Annotated in this window: 15 protein-coding genes; 7 read left to right on the top strand and 8 right to left on the bottom strand. The window is 62.1% G+C overall.

The features are described from left to right. Positions 1 to 22 precede the first annotated feature (22 nt). Together J5M57_RS09840 and J5M57_RS09835 are read left to right on the top strand one after the other, a co-directional pair. On the top strand, positions 23 to 916 hold the full coding sequence (locus J5M57_RS09840; RefSeq protein ID WP_025108738.1) for a neutral zinc metallopeptidase: 894 nt from the start codon (positions 23 to 25) through the stop codon (positions 914 to 916). Next, positions 917 to 1,870: an alpha/beta fold hydrolase gene (locus J5M57_RS09835; RefSeq protein WP_207849042.1), complete on the top strand. Its 954-nt coding sequence runs from the start codon at positions 917 to 919 to the stop codon at positions 1,868 to 1,870. It abuts the gene before it with no gap. Positions 1,871 to 1,985: 115 nt separating this feature from the next. Here the strand turns inward: J5M57_RS09835 and J5M57_RS09830 are convergent, their stop codons facing one another. From J5M57_RS09830 to J5M57_RS09820, 3 genes are all read right to left on the bottom strand, one after another. After that, positions 1,986 to 2,579 (bottom strand): HAD family hydrolase, encoded by a 594-nt coding sequence (locus J5M57_RS09830; RefSeq protein WP_207849041.1) that lies wholly within the window; start codon positions 2,577 to 2,579, stop codon positions 1,986 to 1,988. Continuing rightward, entirely contained in the window at positions 2,576 to 3,445 is an 870-nt protein-coding gene (gene tesB, locus J5M57_RS09825; RefSeq protein ID WP_064589320.1) for an acyl-CoA thioesterase II, read from the bottom strand. Before tesB ends, J5M57_RS09830 begins: the two co-directional genes overlap by 4 nt. 105 nt (positions 3,446 to 3,550) lie before the next feature. After that, a complete protein-coding gene (locus J5M57_RS09820; protein ID WP_169843296.1) occupies positions 3,551 to 4,120 on the bottom strand; it encodes a GNAT family N-acetyltransferase in 570 nt (189 codons plus the stop codon). Between the two features lie 96 nt (positions 4,121 to 4,216). Between J5M57_RS09820 and J5M57_RS09815 the strand changes: the two genes are divergently transcribed. Both J5M57_RS09815 and J5M57_RS09810 read left to right on the top strand, forming a co-directional pair. Further along, positions 4,217 to 5,137 carry a histone deacetylase gene (locus J5M57_RS09815; protein ID WP_207849040.1) on the top strand — a complete coding sequence of 307 codons (921 nt, stop codon included), beginning with the start codon at positions 4,217 to 4,219 and terminating at the stop codon, positions 5,135 to 5,137. 281 nt (positions 5,138 to 5,418) lie between these two features. Then, positions 5,419 to 6,657: a TIGR03862 family flavoprotein gene (locus J5M57_RS09810; RefSeq protein WP_207849039.1), complete on the top strand. Its 1,239-nt coding sequence runs from the start codon at positions 5,419 to 5,421 to the stop codon at positions 6,655 to 6,657. 105 nt (positions 6,658 to 6,762) lie between these two features. Here the strand turns inward: J5M57_RS09810 and J5M57_RS09805 are convergent, their stop codons facing one another. Together J5M57_RS09805 and yedA are read right to left on the bottom strand one after the other, a co-directional pair. After that, positions 6,763 to 8,103 (bottom strand): DEAD/DEAH box helicase, encoded by a 1,341-nt coding sequence (locus J5M57_RS09805; protein ID WP_064589327.1) that lies wholly within the window; start codon positions 8,101 to 8,103, stop codon positions 6,763 to 6,765. A 77-nt stretch (positions 8,104 to 8,180) separates the two neighbouring features. Then, entirely contained in the window at positions 8,181 to 9,122 is a 942-nt protein-coding gene (yedA, locus tag J5M57_RS09800; protein ID WP_207849038.1) for a drug/metabolite exporter YedA, read from the bottom strand. Between the two features lie 163 nt (positions 9,123 to 9,285). Between yedA and J5M57_RS09795 the strand changes: the two genes are divergently transcribed. After that, positions 9,286 to 9,738, top strand: coding sequence for an Lrp/AsnC family transcriptional regulator (locus tag J5M57_RS09795; protein WP_064589331.1), 453 nt, complete (start codon positions 9,286 to 9,288; stop codon positions 9,736 to 9,738). A 127-nt stretch (positions 9,739 to 9,865) separates the two neighbouring features. On the opposite strand, the gene J5M57_RS09790 is transcribed toward J5M57_RS09795, so the two are convergent. The 3 genes from J5M57_RS09790 to J5M57_RS09780 all read right to left on the bottom strand — a co-directional run bounded on the left by J5M57_RS09790 (position 9,866) and on the right by J5M57_RS09780 (position 11,951). Beyond that, a complete protein-coding gene (locus J5M57_RS09790; protein WP_207849037.1) occupies positions 9,866 to 10,471 on the bottom strand; it encodes a 3'-5' exonuclease in 606 nt (201 codons plus the stop codon). 35 nt (positions 10,472 to 10,506) lie between these two features. Beyond that, the gene (locus J5M57_RS09785) at positions 10,507 to 10,986 is read right to left on the bottom strand and encodes an NYN domain-containing protein (protein WP_003228475.1); all 480 of its coding nucleotides are present in this window, start codon (positions 10,984 to 10,986) and stop codon (positions 10,507 to 10,509) included. A gap of 206 nt (positions 10,987 to 11,192) precedes the next feature. After that, positions 11,193 to 11,951: a DUF2076 domain-containing protein gene (locus tag J5M57_RS09780; RefSeq protein ID WP_169843289.1), complete on the bottom strand. Its 759-nt coding sequence runs from the start codon at positions 11,949 to 11,951 to the stop codon at positions 11,193 to 11,195. Between the two features lie 178 nt (positions 11,952 to 12,129). Between J5M57_RS09780 and J5M57_RS09775 the strand changes: the two genes are divergently transcribed. After that, a complete protein-coding gene (locus tag J5M57_RS09775; RefSeq protein ID WP_207849036.1) occupies positions 12,130 to 12,804 on the top strand; it encodes a YciC family protein in 675 nt (224 codons plus the stop codon). A 74-nt stretch (positions 12,805 to 12,878) separates the two neighbouring features. Beyond that, positions 12,879 to 13,958: an endonuclease/exonuclease/phosphatase family protein gene (locus tag J5M57_RS09770; RefSeq protein ID WP_169843288.1), complete on the top strand. Its 1,080-nt coding sequence runs from the start codon at positions 12,879 to 12,881 to the stop codon at positions 13,956 to 13,958. The last annotated feature ends 24 nt before the right edge of the window (positions 13,959 to 13,982 follow it).

Raw genomic sequence — 13,982 nt, 5'->3', positions numbered from 1 at the left:
CGTACAGATAGAGGATTCCCACATGCTATGGAAAAAAGGCCGACGCAGTGACAACGTCGTCGACGCCCGGGGTGATGAGGGCGACAGCGGTGGCGGTGGCATGCGTTTCGGTGGCGGCAAAGGCCTGAGCCTCGGGGCCATTCTGCTGATCGTCGGCATCGGCTGGATCACCGGACAGGATCCGTTGCAGATCCTCGGCCAGCTCACCGGGCAAATGACCGAGCAATCAGCGCCGGCCACGACGCAAACCCGTCAGGCGCCCCCGGCCAACGACCAGCAGGCCGAATTCGTCCGTTCGATCCTCGGCGACACCGAGGACACCTGGGGCGCGATCTTCCAGCAGGCCGGGCGCCAATATAAAGACCCGACCCTGGTGCTGTTCAGCAACCGGGTGAATTCCGCCTGCGGTCTCGCCACCTCGGCCACCGGCCCGTTTTATTGCCCGGCGGATCAGAAAGTCTATCTGGACATGGCGTTCTTCCAGGAAATGGCCCAGCGCTTCAAAGCGGCCGGCGACTTCGCCCAGGCCTACGTGATCGCCCACGAAGTCGGGCACCATGTGCAGACGCTGCTTGGCGTCTCGGCGAAAATTCAGGCCGCGCGCCAGCAAGGCCGGCAGATGCAGGGCGACGGCGGTTTGCTGGTGCGTCAGGAATTGCAGGCCGACTGCCTGGCCGGTGTCTGGGCCTACCATGCGCAGAAGCGCCTGAACTGGCTGGAACCCGGTGACGTCGAAGAGGCCTTGAACGCGGCCAACGCCATCGGTGATGATCGCCTGCAACAACAGGGTCAGGGCCGAGTGGTGCCGGACTCGTTTACCCACGGTACGTCGGCGCAAAGGGTGCGCTGGTTCAAAACCGGTTTCGCGCAGGGCCAGGTCGGCCAGTGCGATACCTTCGCGGCGAAAAACCTGTAAATGCGCAAATGGCTTTTGGCTTTACTGATCATCGGCGGCAGTGCCCAGGCCGCCGGTGTCGACGCGATCAGCCCCGGGCGCCTGCAATTGAAGGCCGGGGAAATGGCCGTCGGCATCGGTCCGGCGCCGGAGAAAATCGAACGCGTGCTGATCGTGATCCACGGTCGTCTGCGCAACGCCGAGACCTATCGCAAAAGCGCCGAGAGCGCCGCCGAACTGGCCGGGCAGACCGCCCACACACTGGTGATCGCGCCGCAGTTCCTCAACGAAAGTGATGTAGCCCTGTATTCCCTGCCGAACACCTTGCTGCGCTGGAAAGGCAACGAGTGGATGGGCGGCGGGTTATCCACAGGCCCGAATCCGCTGAGCTCCTACGCCGCACTGGATGAAATCGTCGCGCGGGTCAGCGATCGCAAGCAGTTTCCGGATGTGAAGCAGATCGTGATTTTCGGCCATTCCGGTGGCGGCCAGGTGGTGCAGCGTTATGCCTTGCTGGCCAAGGATCAACCGGCGCTGAAGGCCAACGGCATTCGCCTGCGTTACGTCGTGGCCAATCCGTCTTCGTATGCTTATTTCAACGAACAGCGGCCCGTGGCGTTCGATCACGCGCAGTGCCCGGGTTTCAATCGCTGGAAGTACGGTCTGACCGACCTGCCGGTGTACGCCGGTGGGCAAACGCCGTTGCAGCTTGAAAGCAGTTACATCAAACGCGAAGTGATTTATCTGCTCGGGCAGCAGGACATCGACCCGCAACATCCGGCGCTGGACAAGAGCTGCGCCGCCGAAGCCCAGGGCGCTTATCGCCTGGAACGCGGCAAGCTGTTTTTCGGATATTTACTGCGCCGGCATCCGGAAGGCGTGAACCAGCGCCTGGTGGAAGTGCCCGGGGTCGGGCATAACGGTGATGGGATGCTGACGTCGCCCGAGGGGCAGAAGGCCCTGTTCGATCAGTAATCCTTGCGGCGGCAGTTCTGGCCTCTTCGCGAGCAGGCTCGCTCCCACAGTTGAAATGCATTCCCTTGTGGGAGCGAGCCTGCTCGCGAAGACGTCATTTCAGACAATAAAGAACTCAGGCCGAGAGCATCCGCCGCAACTCGACACAATCCTGCACATGCCAGTCGGTCAATTCCGGCCATGGGTTGTCCGGCAGATTCACCAGCACCGTCCGCGCGCCGGCCGCTCGCCCGCAGTCGAGGTCGAAGCGGTAATCACCGACCATCACCATCTCGCTGGCCGGCACGTTCCAGGCCTCGGCCAGTTTCAGCAACCCGCCGGGATGCGGCTTGGGCGGCGCTTCATCGCGGCCCAGTACATCTTCCACCGCAAAGCAGTCGGCCAGGCCAATCGCTTCAAGCGTCACATGCGCCAGCTCCCGCGCGTTGCGCGTCAGGATGCCAAGGCGATAACCCCGCCCGTGCAGCTCGCGCACCAGTTGCACCGCACCGGCCGCCGGTTTTGAACCCAGCGCCAGATCACGTTCATGCTCCAGCAGCCACGCGTGTTTCGCGGCGGCTTCGTCGGCCGGCAGCGCCGCGAGATGAGTGAGGATGTCGTCCTCCGGCGGAATCGCCAGCGCCACGCGGATCGCCGCAAAATCATGCACGGCGACCGTCAGGGTGCCGTCCATGTCGAACACCCAGTGCTTCACATCGCTCAGGCTCATGCCCAGTCCTTGCGGTGGCGAATCAAGCCTTCCTGAGTCACCGACGCCACCAGTTGCCCGGCGCGGTTGTACACGCTGCCACGGGAAAAACCACGGGAGTTGCCGGCCCACGGGCTGTCCATGGCGTAGAGCAACCAGTCATCGGCGCGCAGATCGTTGTGGAACCACAGCGCGTGATCGAGGCTGGCGACCTGCATGTCTTTCTGCCAGACCGACTTGCCGTGGGGCAGCATCGAGGTGGTCAGCAGACCGAAGTCCGAGGCGTAGGCCAGCAAGTATTTGTGCAACGCCGGAATGTCGGCCAGCGCCCCGTCGGCGCGGAACCACACGTATTTCACCGGATCGGCCGGCTGCGGGTTGTACGGGTCCTTTTCGGTGACCGGGCGTACTTCGATCGGTTTCGGGCACAGCAGTTTTTCGCGCATGTGCTCGGGGATCAGGTGCGCACGCTGCTGGGTCAGCTCCAGCTCCGACGGCAGGTTTTCCGGGCCAACCACCACCGGCATCTGGCTCTGGTGCTCGAAGCCTTCCTCGTCGTACTGAAACGACGCGCTGCAGGTAAAGATCGGGTGCCCCTTCTGGATCGCCGTGACGCGGCGGGTGCTGAAGCTGCCGCCATCACGCACACGATCCACCGAATACACCACTGGCAACTTGGCGTCGCCCGGGCGCAGGAAATAGCCGTGCATCGAATGCACATGGCGCGCCTCTTCAACCGTCTGACTGGCCGCCGACAGCGACTGGCCGAGCACTTGACCACCGAACAACTGACGGAAACCCAAGTCCTGGCTGCGGCCACGGAACAGGTTTTCCTCGATCGGTTCCAGGGTCAGCAGGTCGACCAGATCTTCCAACACTTGGCTCATTCAGACTCTCCTCACACAACGCTATGCCGCGCAGTCTTGGCTGCGGCGGCCCATTCAGGTTCTGGCGCGAGCCACTGTCGCGCCATTGTAAACGTCCGTGTCGGCTTAGCCATGCAAGGTCTGTAGCCATTGCTCCCGGGTGATGCGGTACAACAGATGCCGACACAGCGGGTGATCGACAGCAAGCTTGGGGTGATCGAAATCATCGGCCGGGTTGTGATGCATGCCAATCGCCTGCATGACTTTTTCCGACGGCAGATTGCTCTGCGCGGTGAAGGACACGATCTCCTTCAGGGCCAGCCGATCAAAGCCTGCGCGCAATGCCGTCCAGGCCGCCTCACTGGCGTAACCCAGGCCCCAATGCTCGCGGGCCAGGCGCCAGCCGATTTCCACCGCCGGGGTGAAGGGCGCATCGAAGCCCACCACACCGAGGCCGGTAAAACCGATGAACTCGCCGCTGTCCTTGCGCTCCAGCGCCCACAGGCCGAAACCGTGTTCGGCAAAATGCCCGCGCACGCGGCCGATCATCGACGCGCTTTCCAGGCGACTCATCGGCGCCGGAAAATAGCGCATCACCTGAGGATCGGCGCACATCGCTGCAAATGCCGGCAAATCCTCATCGCGCCACTGGCGCATCAACAGGCGTGCGCTTTCGAGTTCGTTTATCGGCTCCATCGTGCCCCTCCATTTCCATGCCGCAAGTCTACATCGCTGGTAGGATCGTTCACGCTTTCCTGCGTTCCCTATCTTCAACAGCCATACGAAAACGCCATGCCCCTGCCGCTGATCTACCACGAAGACTACAGCCCCGAGTTTCCGGCGGATCACCGCTTCCCAATGGATAAATTCCGTTTGCTGCGCGATCACCTGGTCGACAGCGGCCTGACCCGCGACGCCGACCTGCTGCGCCCGCAGATCTGCCCCAACGACATCCTCGCCCTGGCCCATGACCGTCGCTATATCGAACGCTACATGAGCGGTGAGTTGTCCCGCGAAGACCAGCGGCGCCTCGGTCTGCCGTGGAACGAAGCGCTCGCCCGACGCACCGTGCGGGCGGTCGGCGGTTCGATTCTGGCGGCAGAGAAAGCCCTTGAGCATGGCCTGGCCTGTCACCTGGCCGGCGGCACCCATCACGCCCACTACGATTACCCGGCCGGGTTCTGCATCTTCAACGACCTGGCGATCATCAGCCATTACCTGCTGCAAAGCGGTCGGGTTAACCGGGTGCTGATCTTCGATTGCGACGTGCATCAGGGCGACGGCACCGCGCGAATCCTCCATGACACCCCGGAGGCGATCACCGTTTCCCTGCACTGCGAGAAGAATTTTCCTGCGCGCAAGGCCGAAAGTGATTGGGACATTCCGCTGCCCAAGGGCATGGGCGATGCTGATTACCTGAAAGTGGTGGATGACACGCTCAACTACCTGCTGCCGCTGTATCAACCGGACCTGGTGCTGTACGACGCCGGGGTCGATGTGCACAAGGACGACGCCCTCGGTTATCTGCAGCTGACAGACGCTGGAGTCGCCGCCCGCGATGAAAGCGTGATGCGCCATTGCCTGGGTCGTGATATCCCGGTGGTCGGCGTCATCGGTGGCGGCTACAGCAAGGATCGCCACGCCCTCGCCCGCCGCCACGGCATCCTGCATCACAGCGCGCAACGGGTCTGGACGTCACACGGTTGTCACTAAGCTGTGCTGCGTTACCCACAATGGCTGTGGAACGGCCTGTGGATAACCTGAGCGAAAGGGACTACAGGCCACAGTGAGCATGCCGTACAGCACGATGGTTGTTTTTTGACCACATACTGAATTCACCTCGATCTCCTTGTAGGAGTGAGCCTGCTCGCGATGGCGGACCGACATTCAGCACTTATGTCGCCTGATCAACCGCCATCGCGAGCAGGCTCACTCCTACAAAGGTCTGCGCTGTTAGAATGCGCGCCTTATCCCGCCATACCGCAGCGCACGCCATGACCCAGACCTCCGCCCCCCTCTCCGCTCACGTCGCCATCATCGGCGGTGGCCCCGCCGGCCTGATGGCCGCCGAAGTGCTGAGCCAGGCCTGCGTGCGCGTCGATCTGTACGACGGCATGCCGTCGGTGGGGCGCAAGTTCCTGCTGGCCGGGGTCGGCGGCATGAACATCACCCATTCCGAAGCCTACCCGGCGTTCCTCTCGCGCTACGCCGAACGCGCACCGCAGATCGCCCCGCTGTTGCGCGCCTTCGACGCCGACGCGTTGTGCCGCTGGATTCATGATCTGGGCATCGAAACCTTTATCGGCAGCTCCGGCCGGGTATTCCCCACCGACATGAAAGCCGCGCCTTTGCTGCGCGCCTGGCTCAAGCGTTTGCGCGACAGCGGCGTGGTTATCCACACCCGCCACCGCTGGCTTGGTTGGGATGATCAAGGCGCACTGCGCATCGCCAGCCCGGACGGCGAAATCACCGTCAAACCCGATGCCACCCTGCTCGCCCTCGGCGGCGGCAGTTGGGCGCGTCTGGGTTCGGACGGCGCGTGGATGCTGCCCCTGGAGCAGAAAGGCGTAGGACTGGCGCCATTGCAGCCGAGCAATTGCGGCTTCGAAGTGCAGGCCTGGAGCGAACTCCTTGTCAGCAAATTCGCCGGCGCACCGCTGAAAAACGTCGCCATCGGTTTGAACGACGATATCCCACGCTTGGGCGAATGCGTGATCACCGCGACCGGGGTTGAAGGCAGCCTGATCTATGCGCTGTCGGCACCGATTCGCGAGGCGATCAATGCGCACGGCTCAGCCACGGTGCACATCGATCTGCTGCCCGGCCGGCCTGTGGATAAATTGCAGGCAGCGTTGAGCAAACCGCGTGGTTCGCGCTCGATGGCCAAGCATCTGCACAGTCAGGTCGGGATTGATGGGGTGAAAGCGGCGTTGTTGCGTGAATTGACTGACGCTGCGACCTTTGCCGATCCGGCGCTGCTGGCTCGGGCGATCAAGGCGTTGCCGTTGACCCTGGTGAAAACCCGTCCGCTGGACGAAGCGATCAGTAGCGCAGGTGGCGTGACGTTCGAGGCGATGGATGAGCGCTTGATGCTCAAGGCGTTACCGGGGGTGTTTTGTGCGGGTGAGATGCTGGATTGGGAAGCGCCGACAGGCGGCTATCTGCTGACCGGGTGCTTTGCCAGCGGGCGGGCGGCGGGTTTGGGGATGCTGGAGTGGTTGCGCAAGAACTGAGGACCGCGTTGCGCCCTTCGCGAGCAGGCTCACTTCTACAGGGGAATGCGTTCCAATGTAGAAGTGAGCCTGCTCGCGATAGCGGTCTTACAGGTGCAGCGAATATTAAGGTTTACGCTTGCGCGGCCCAGTGTTGAACACCGGCACCTTGCGTACAGGCTTGATCGAAGGCTCCGGCGCCTGAGTCTCGCCGCTGTCGACCCATTTACCGAGATTGCGCTTGCCGCCACCGCCGCCGGAGGTTTTCGGCTTTTTCGGTTTCTTCGGCTTCTTGATCACCTGACCGCTGGCATCGGTATCCGGCACGCGGTGCTCAGGTTCGAAGTCCGGTTCGTTCTGACGCTTCAGCGTCTGACGCGTCAGCATCTCGATGGCCGAGAGCATGTTCACCTCATCGGCGCACACCAGCGAAATCGCCTCACCGGTCGCACCGGCACGGCCAGTACGACCGATGCGGTGGATGTAATCCTCAGCCACGATCGGCAGGTCGAAGTTGACCACCAGCGGCAGATCTTCGATATCCAGACCACGGGCAGCCACATCGGTGGCCACCAGAATCTGCACTTCGCTGAGTTTGAACCGATCCAGCGCACGCTGGCGGGTCGCCTGTGGTTTGTCGCCGTGGATACCGTCAGCGTTCACGCCCAGGCCCTGAAGTTTCTCGACCAGTGCATCCACACCATTACGGGTCTTGGCGAATACCAGCACCTGCTTCCACTTGTTCTTGCGCATCAGGTGCACGAACAGTTCGGCCTTGCGCTTCTTGTCCACCGTCACGATCCACTGCTTGACGGTGTTGGCCGCGACGTTACGCGGGCTGACTTCGATGCTCAGCGGATCGTTGAGCATCTGCCCGGCCAGCAGGCGGATGTCATCGGAAAAGGTCGCGGAGAACAGCAGGGTCTGGCGCTTTTTCGGCAGCATGCGGTAAATGTTCGCCAGTTCTTCGGAGAAGCCCAGGTCGAGCATACGATCGGCTTCATCCAGCACCAGGGTTTGCAACTGATCGAGTTTCAGCGCGTTCTGGCGGAACAGGTCGATCAGGCGACCCGGCGTGGCGACCAGCACATCGACGCCGCCGCGCAGCTTCATCATCTGCGGATTGATGCTGACGCCGCCGTACACCGCATACGTGCGCAGCGGCAGGTTTTCCGCGTACTGGCGCACGGATTCATGAACCTGCTCGGCCAGCTCGCGGGTCGGCACCAGAATCAGCGCACGCGCCGAATTAGCGGCTACTTTCGGCCCTTCCATGGCCAGCAACTGCAGCAGCGGCAAGGCGAAACCGGCAGTCTTGCCGGTACCGGTCTGGGCTGCAGCCATCAGGTCACGACCGGCCAGCACGGCCGGAATGGCTTGCGCCTGAACCGGCGTCGGGGTCTGGTAGCCGAGCGTCTCGAGGGAGCGCAGCAAGGGTTCGATCAGGCCAAGGGAGGCGAAAGTCATGGGAGTACCGTAGGAAAATTCAGCGCGGATGTGCAAAAAAGTCTGCAAAACGAATGTGCAATGCCGCGCAGTTTACCCTAATTCACACGCTGTTCTGCTGGAACGACTGTCTTCGGCGCCTCCACGACGAGCGGCTGCGCCGGCCGACGCCACTGTGGCAGACCGATCAGCACCACCGCGCTGATGATCACCAGCATCGCCAGCGCTTCTTCCATGCCGATGGTCTCGCCGACGAACACGATCCCCAGCAGCACCGCCACCGCCGGGTTGACGTAGGCATAACTGGTGGCCGCCGCCGGACGCACGTGCTTGAGCAGATACATGTAGGAGTTGAAGGCGATGATCGAGCCGAAGAAAATCAAATAGCCCAAGGCCAGCCAGCCTTCCACCGGCGGCAGCGCTTGCAGGTGTTCGCCGCTCACCGCGCTGCCGATCAGCAAAACCACGCCGCCCACCAGCATCTCGACGGCACTGGCCATCGCCCCTTGCGGCAGCGGCAGGTGCTTGCTCCATACCGAGCCAAACGCCCAGGTCGCCGCCGCAAAAATCAGCAGCGCCGCACCCAACGGACTCGATTGCAGGTTGGAGCCCATGTTGAGCATGGCGATGCCGACAATCCCCAGCGCCACCCCGGCCCACTCCAGCCGCGTATTGCGCGCACCCCAGAAATAGCCGCAGAGCAAGGTGAACAATGGCACCGTCGCCACCGCCAGTGCCGCCACGCCGGACGCCACGCCTGTGTGTTCGGCCACACTGACCGCGCCGTTACCGAAGCTGAGCAGCAAAATCCCGATGATCCCCGCCGCTTTCCACTGCGCCCAGGTCGGCGCCGGTGCCCCGCGCCAGCGCAGGAAGGCGTACATCAGGCTGCCGGCAATCACGAAACGCACCCCGCCGAGCATCAGCGGCGGCCAGTATTCGACGCCAATGCGGATCACCAGATAGGTCGATCCCCAAATCACGTACAGCGCGAAAAACGCAGCGATCAACGGCAAGGAAAAACGGCGCAAGGCAGGCATGGGCAGCTCGACAGTCAGCGGTAGCGGATGAATTATTCTAGAAAGGCCCGCGAGCAAAAATAAGCTACAAAACCTGTTTATCACGCCGGTACACTTTTGAAAGAACGGAGATCAGCGGGATAAACCGCGATTTCGAAAGTCTGGCAATTTAAGGAGTCCGGCCTTGGACAAATACGACCGCATGCTGCTCAGCGCCCTGTTGGAAAACGGTCGAGCGTCCTACGCCGATCTGGCGCGCAAGGTGAACCTGTCCGCTCCGGCGGTGGCCGAGCGCGTCGCCAAGCTTGAGGCGTCCGGGGTGATTACCGGGTATCAGGCGAACATTGACCTGTCGAAAATCGGCTTGCCGATTCAGTGCATGATCGAACTGCGCCTGCACCAGAACGGCAGTCAGAAGGTCTACGACGAACTGGCGAAAATCCCGCAACTCACCGAGTGCTTTCGAGTGACCGGCGATCCCTGCGTGATGATGAAGGGCGCGGTGGGTTCGATGACGGAGCTGGAAGAGTTGATCAATCGGGTGGCGAAGTTCGGCTTCAGCAAGACCTCAATTGTGTTGTCGAGCGCGATCGAGAAGCGCGTGCCGCTTAGCCATATCGAAAGCAACGGCAAATAGTCAGCCCCACCGAAACGCCTCTGTAGGAGCTGCCGAAGGCTGCGATCCTTTGACGTTGACTTTTAGAAGCAAGATCAAAAGATCGCAGCCTTCGGCAGCTCCTACAGAGATCCGGGAGGGTTCGGGATCAGCGGTAGCGCTGCAGGTGCTCGCTGACTTTAGCCGCCGGGACTTTCTGCAGTTTGCACAACAGGTCATGGTTCAGCTCACGCACCCCATGCTTGTGCCGCAGTTCTTCAGCCAGATGCGCCATCAAGTTGGCCGCCATCTCCGCATCCGCCATCGCCCTGTGCGCCTGGCCGGTGTGCGGCAGGCGGGCGAAGGTGGTGAGGGTGCCGAGCTTGTGATTTGGCGCCGCCGGCATCAACCGACGCGCCAGCAACAGCGAGCAGGCAAAGTTCTGCAGCCGGGTGCGTTTGATCCGCCCCAGTTCAAAGTCCCAGAATTTCTGGTCGAACGATGCGTTGTGCGCGACCAGTGGCGTGCAGCCGACGAATTCGTTGACCTCGTTCATCACCTGCTCGGCCGACGGCGCAGTGCGCAGCATGGCGTTGCTGATGCCGGTCAGTTGCTCGATGAAGGCCGGGACGCGCACGCCAGCGTTCATCAGGCTCTGGTAACGCTCGACGATGCGTCCGTTTTCCAGCATGACCACGGCGATTTCCGTGGCGCGACAGCTGCTGTTCGGCGACAGGCCGGTGGTTTCAAAGTCGATGACTGCAATGCGTTCCAAACCGGGTTCAACTCCGTACAAATCAATTTTTCAGCTTAATTCTTCAGTAGCAACGCGCCTTCGATCGGCACGTAACGGCTGGCGGCGCGGATCAGCGAGTTGGCGGTCAGGCCGGGCACGCCGTAGGCCACCGCTTGTACGCCGTGTTTGTTGATGATGCGTTCGAGCAGCATGTCGAAGTCGCCGTCACCGGAGGCCAGGACGATTTCGTCGACGTGATCGGCGGCGTCCATGATGTCGAGGGTGATGCCCACGTCCCAGTCGCCCTTGGCCGAGCCGTCGCTGCGCTGGATGTAGGGCTTGAGCTTCACGGTGAAGCCGAGGTTGCGCAGGATCTGCTGAAACTGCTGCTGCTTGCTGTCGCCACGGTCGATCGCGTAGGCGTAGGCCTCGACGATCTGCCCGTCCTTGCTGATGTCGGCCCACAATGCGGCGTAGTTGAAGTGACAACCATAGGCCTGACGCACGGTGTAGTAGAGGTTCTGCACGTCGGCGAACACTGCGATTTTTTTCACCGGGATTCCTGTGAGCGCATAGCGCACGAAGCGGGATCAGGCGCCGGGCCCGAAAAAGGCGCTCAGTATGCCAGTAAAAGGCAGTGTGGCGAGGGAGCTTGCTCCCGCTGGATTGCGCAGCAAGCCCTTCTATTTAAAAGAAAGGGCCGCTACGCGCCCCGGCGGGAGCAAGCTCCCTCGCCACAAGGTTCGATGCCGACCGTTGGTCAGACGAACGAATCATCGTCATCAAAGAACGATGAGCTGTCGTCGCTGTAGTCGGTGTCGGTAAACCCGCCTTGGTCATTGCCTGAGAAACCGTTATCGGCCATGCGCTGATCGTTGCCCCAGTCGTTGCCGCTCTGGTCAGCCACTTGCGCCGGCTCTTCCTTGATCACTTCAACGATTTCTTCGGGCTGCTGGTTGTGATGGAACAGGCTGCTGATGCCTTGTGCCAGCATCACACCACCGGCCACGCCGGCAGCGGTTTTCAGGGCGCCGCCGAGGAAGCTGCTGCCCGCTGCCGGGGCTGCCTGCTGTGCGTAGTTAGGCGGTGGAGCGGCATAGTTCTGTTGTGGCGGTGGTGCACCAAAGTTCTGCTGCGGTGCCGGTTCACGCCAGCCGCCAGTAGAGGCTGGAGCGCTCGGAGTCGGCGCCGGGCGCGAGCTGCCGCCGCCGAAGATGCTGGACAGGAAACCGCCACCACCGCTGGCTGCCGGGGCCGCAGTCTGGGCCTTGGCTGCTTGCAGTTCGGCCTGCAATTGCTGGACTTGCTGAGTCAGCTGCTTGTTCTGTTCGTCGAGGCTCTTGATCGCTGCCTCTTGCACCAGAATCGCCTGGGTCATGAAATAACCTGCCGCCGGCTGGCGGGTCAGGTGTTCCTTGATCCGCGCCTCGGCCTGGGCGTCGCGCGGGGCTGCCTCCGTTTCGGCCTGTTGCAGCCGGGAAAACAGTCCATCGATCAGGGTTTGCTCTTCGCTGTTCATGGCGACCTCGTAGATTGCCGGGGATAACGTTGCCCGTGTCCACTGTGGACATGGCGCACCTCTGTAATGGAGGCAGTGACAGGATGTTTCAACGACCTTTACCGAATGTTTACGTTTGTGTCGGCCCGCGCATCATCGGTTAAAGTGAGCCACTGTTTTCGACCTGCGATACCGACTGATGAATGCCTTCGATGTACTGCGCGACTCTCTGTATTTTTTCAAACGCCATCTGGCCAGCATCGTGCAGTTGTGCCTGCCCCTGGTGATCTTCGAGGCGGCGCTGCAGCAAGTGGTGGACCATGTCACCGACCCGGACAGTTTCTCCGCCGCCAGCGTGGTGGTCGGTCTGCTGGTGTATCCGCTGTACACCGCCGCGCTGATCCTGTTCCTCGACGCCCGCACCCGTGGCGAAGCCCCGCGCACCCTCGACCTGCTGGCGATTTCCACCCGCCTGTGGCCGCGCTTCGCCCTGCTCACGGCGCTGAATACCTTGCTGATCCTGCTGGGGCTGTCGCTGTATTTCCTGCCGGGTCTGATGCTGATGGTCATGCTCGCATTCGGTGAATACCTGCTGGTGCTGCGCGGCATGGGGCCGTTGCAGGCAATGAAGGAAAGCCTGCGCCTGACCCGTGGGCATTTCTGGCGGATCCTGCTGTGCATTCTGTGCGTGATGGGACCGTTGTGGCTGCTCAAGGGTGCGACGCTGGCGGTGTACCCCGACCCGCAGAATCCGTTGATCGCGGTGCTGATCGACAGTGCGCACAGCTTCCTGCAACTGTTCACCAGTGTGGTGCTGTTCCGCCTGTTCATGCTGATCAGCGAATTGCCTGACAAACGTAGCGGAGCGGTCTGACCTCACGGCCCTTGGGCCAAGCGTCTGCGGTCGGGTATGCTCGGGGTCACTTTTGTAACGCGATAAGCCGAGCCATGCCCCGTCTGCTGCGCTACACCCTGTTGCTGATTGTGTTCGCCATCGCCCTGATCGGCGGGCTGATCTACAGCCTGACCTGGCGCCCCGATGCCCGGGAAACCCTGCCCGTCACCTGCATCGGTACCCCACCGAACCTGGTGCCCGGGCAAGCCCTGAAAGTCATGACCTGGAACGTGCAGTACCTGGCGGGCAAGCGTTACGTGTTCTGGAACGACCTGGCCCAGGGCACGGATGAGGCGCCCACCCCGGAAGACATGGCCTTCAGCCTCGATGAAGTGGCGCGGGTGATTCGCGACGAACAGCCCGATGTGGTCCTGCTGCAGGAACTGGATGACGGCGCCAAGGCCAGTGATTACCAGAATCAGCTCAAGCTGCTGCAAGAACGGCTCACCGACCTCTACCCGTGCAGCGCCCATGCCTTCGACTGGAAGGCCGATTTCGTTCCTGACCCGCACATCTTTGGCAGCGTTGGCCGGCAACTGGCGACCCTGAGCCGCTACCGCATCGAACACGCTGAACGCCTGCAATTGCCGGTGCCTGCGGCGAACATCATCGCCCGTCAGTTCGCCCCCAAGGATGCCCTGCTCGCCACCAAACTGCCGCTGAGCGACGGCGGGCAACTGACGGTGTTCAACACGCACCTGGATCGCGCCAGCCAACCGGACGACACCTTGCAGACGCAAGTGACGGCGGTGGCCAAGGTGCTCGACAAGTACGAAAGCCAGGGCTTGCCGTGGCTGATCGGGGGTGACTTCAACCTGCTGCCGCTGGGCCAGTATCAGCGCCTGCCCACCGAGCAGCGCACACCCTACTCGATCGACAGCGCGTTGCACCTGTTGTGGGACAAGTACCCGATGATCCCGACCAACAACGAAGCCAGCGGCATCGACCGCGCCCACTGGTTGACCCACTACCCCAACGACCCCGGCCTGAATGGCCCGGATCGCACCGTCGACTATCTGTTCTACAGCCCGAAAATCAAACGGGTGGAAGCGAGGGTGCGCCAGGACGATACCTTGCGCATTTCCGATCACTTGCCAGTGATTGCACGGTTCCTGCTGCCCGCTGCCCCCTGATCACCCATTGCCCCTGCAGGAGCT

It is taken from the genome of Pseudomonas sp. 86_A (genome assembly GCF_017491705.1).
Classification (GTDB): domain Bacteria; phylum Pseudomonadota; class Gammaproteobacteria; order Pseudomonadales; family Pseudomonadaceae; genus Aquipseudomonas; species Aquipseudomonas koreensis.
Note: the sequence above shows the minus strand (reverse complement) of the source record. Positions and strands in the feature narration are given on the sequence as shown.

Coding starts and splice junctions, on each gene's coding strand:
- J5M57_RS09840 (WP_025108738.1), top strand. CDS start 23: ATGCTATGGAAAAAAGGCCGACGCAGTGACAACGTCGTCGACGCCCGG.
- J5M57_RS09835 (WP_207849042.1), top strand. CDS start 917: ATGCGCAAATGGCTTTTGGCTTTACTGATCATCGGCGGCAGTGCCCAG.
- J5M57_RS09830 (WP_207849041.1), bottom strand. CDS start 2,579: ATGAGCCTGAGCGATGTGAAGCACTGGGTGTTCGACATGGACGGCACC.
- tesB (WP_064589320.1), bottom strand. CDS start 3,445: ATGAGCCAAGTGTTGGAAGATCTGGTCGACCTGCTGACCCTGGAACCG.
- J5M57_RS09820 (WP_169843296.1), bottom strand. CDS start 4,120: ATGGAGCCGATAAACGAACTCGAAAGCGCACGCCTGTTGATGCGCCAG.
- J5M57_RS09815 (WP_207849040.1), top strand. CDS start 4,217: ATGCCCCTGCCGCTGATCTACCACGAAGACTACAGCCCCGAGTTTCCG.
- J5M57_RS09810 (WP_207849039.1), top strand. CDS start 5,419: ATGACCCAGACCTCCGCCCCCCTCTCCGCTCACGTCGCCATCATCGGC.
- J5M57_RS09805 (WP_064589327.1), bottom strand. CDS start 8,103: ATGACTTTCGCCTCCCTTGGCCTGATCGAACCCTTGCTGCGCTCCCTC.
- yedA (WP_207849038.1), bottom strand. CDS start 9,122: ATGCCTGCCTTGCGCCGTTTTTCCTTGCCGTTGATCGCTGCGTTTTTC.
- J5M57_RS09780 (WP_169843289.1), bottom strand. CDS start 11,951: ATGAACAGCGAAGAGCAAACCCTGATCGATGGACTGTTTTCCCGGCTG.
- J5M57_RS09775 (WP_207849036.1), top strand. CDS start 12,130: ATGAATGCCTTCGATGTACTGCGCGACTCTCTGTATTTTTTCAAACGC.
- J5M57_RS09770 (WP_169843288.1), top strand. CDS start 12,879: ATGCCCCGTCTGCTGCGCTACACCCTGTTGCTGATTGTGTTCGCCATC.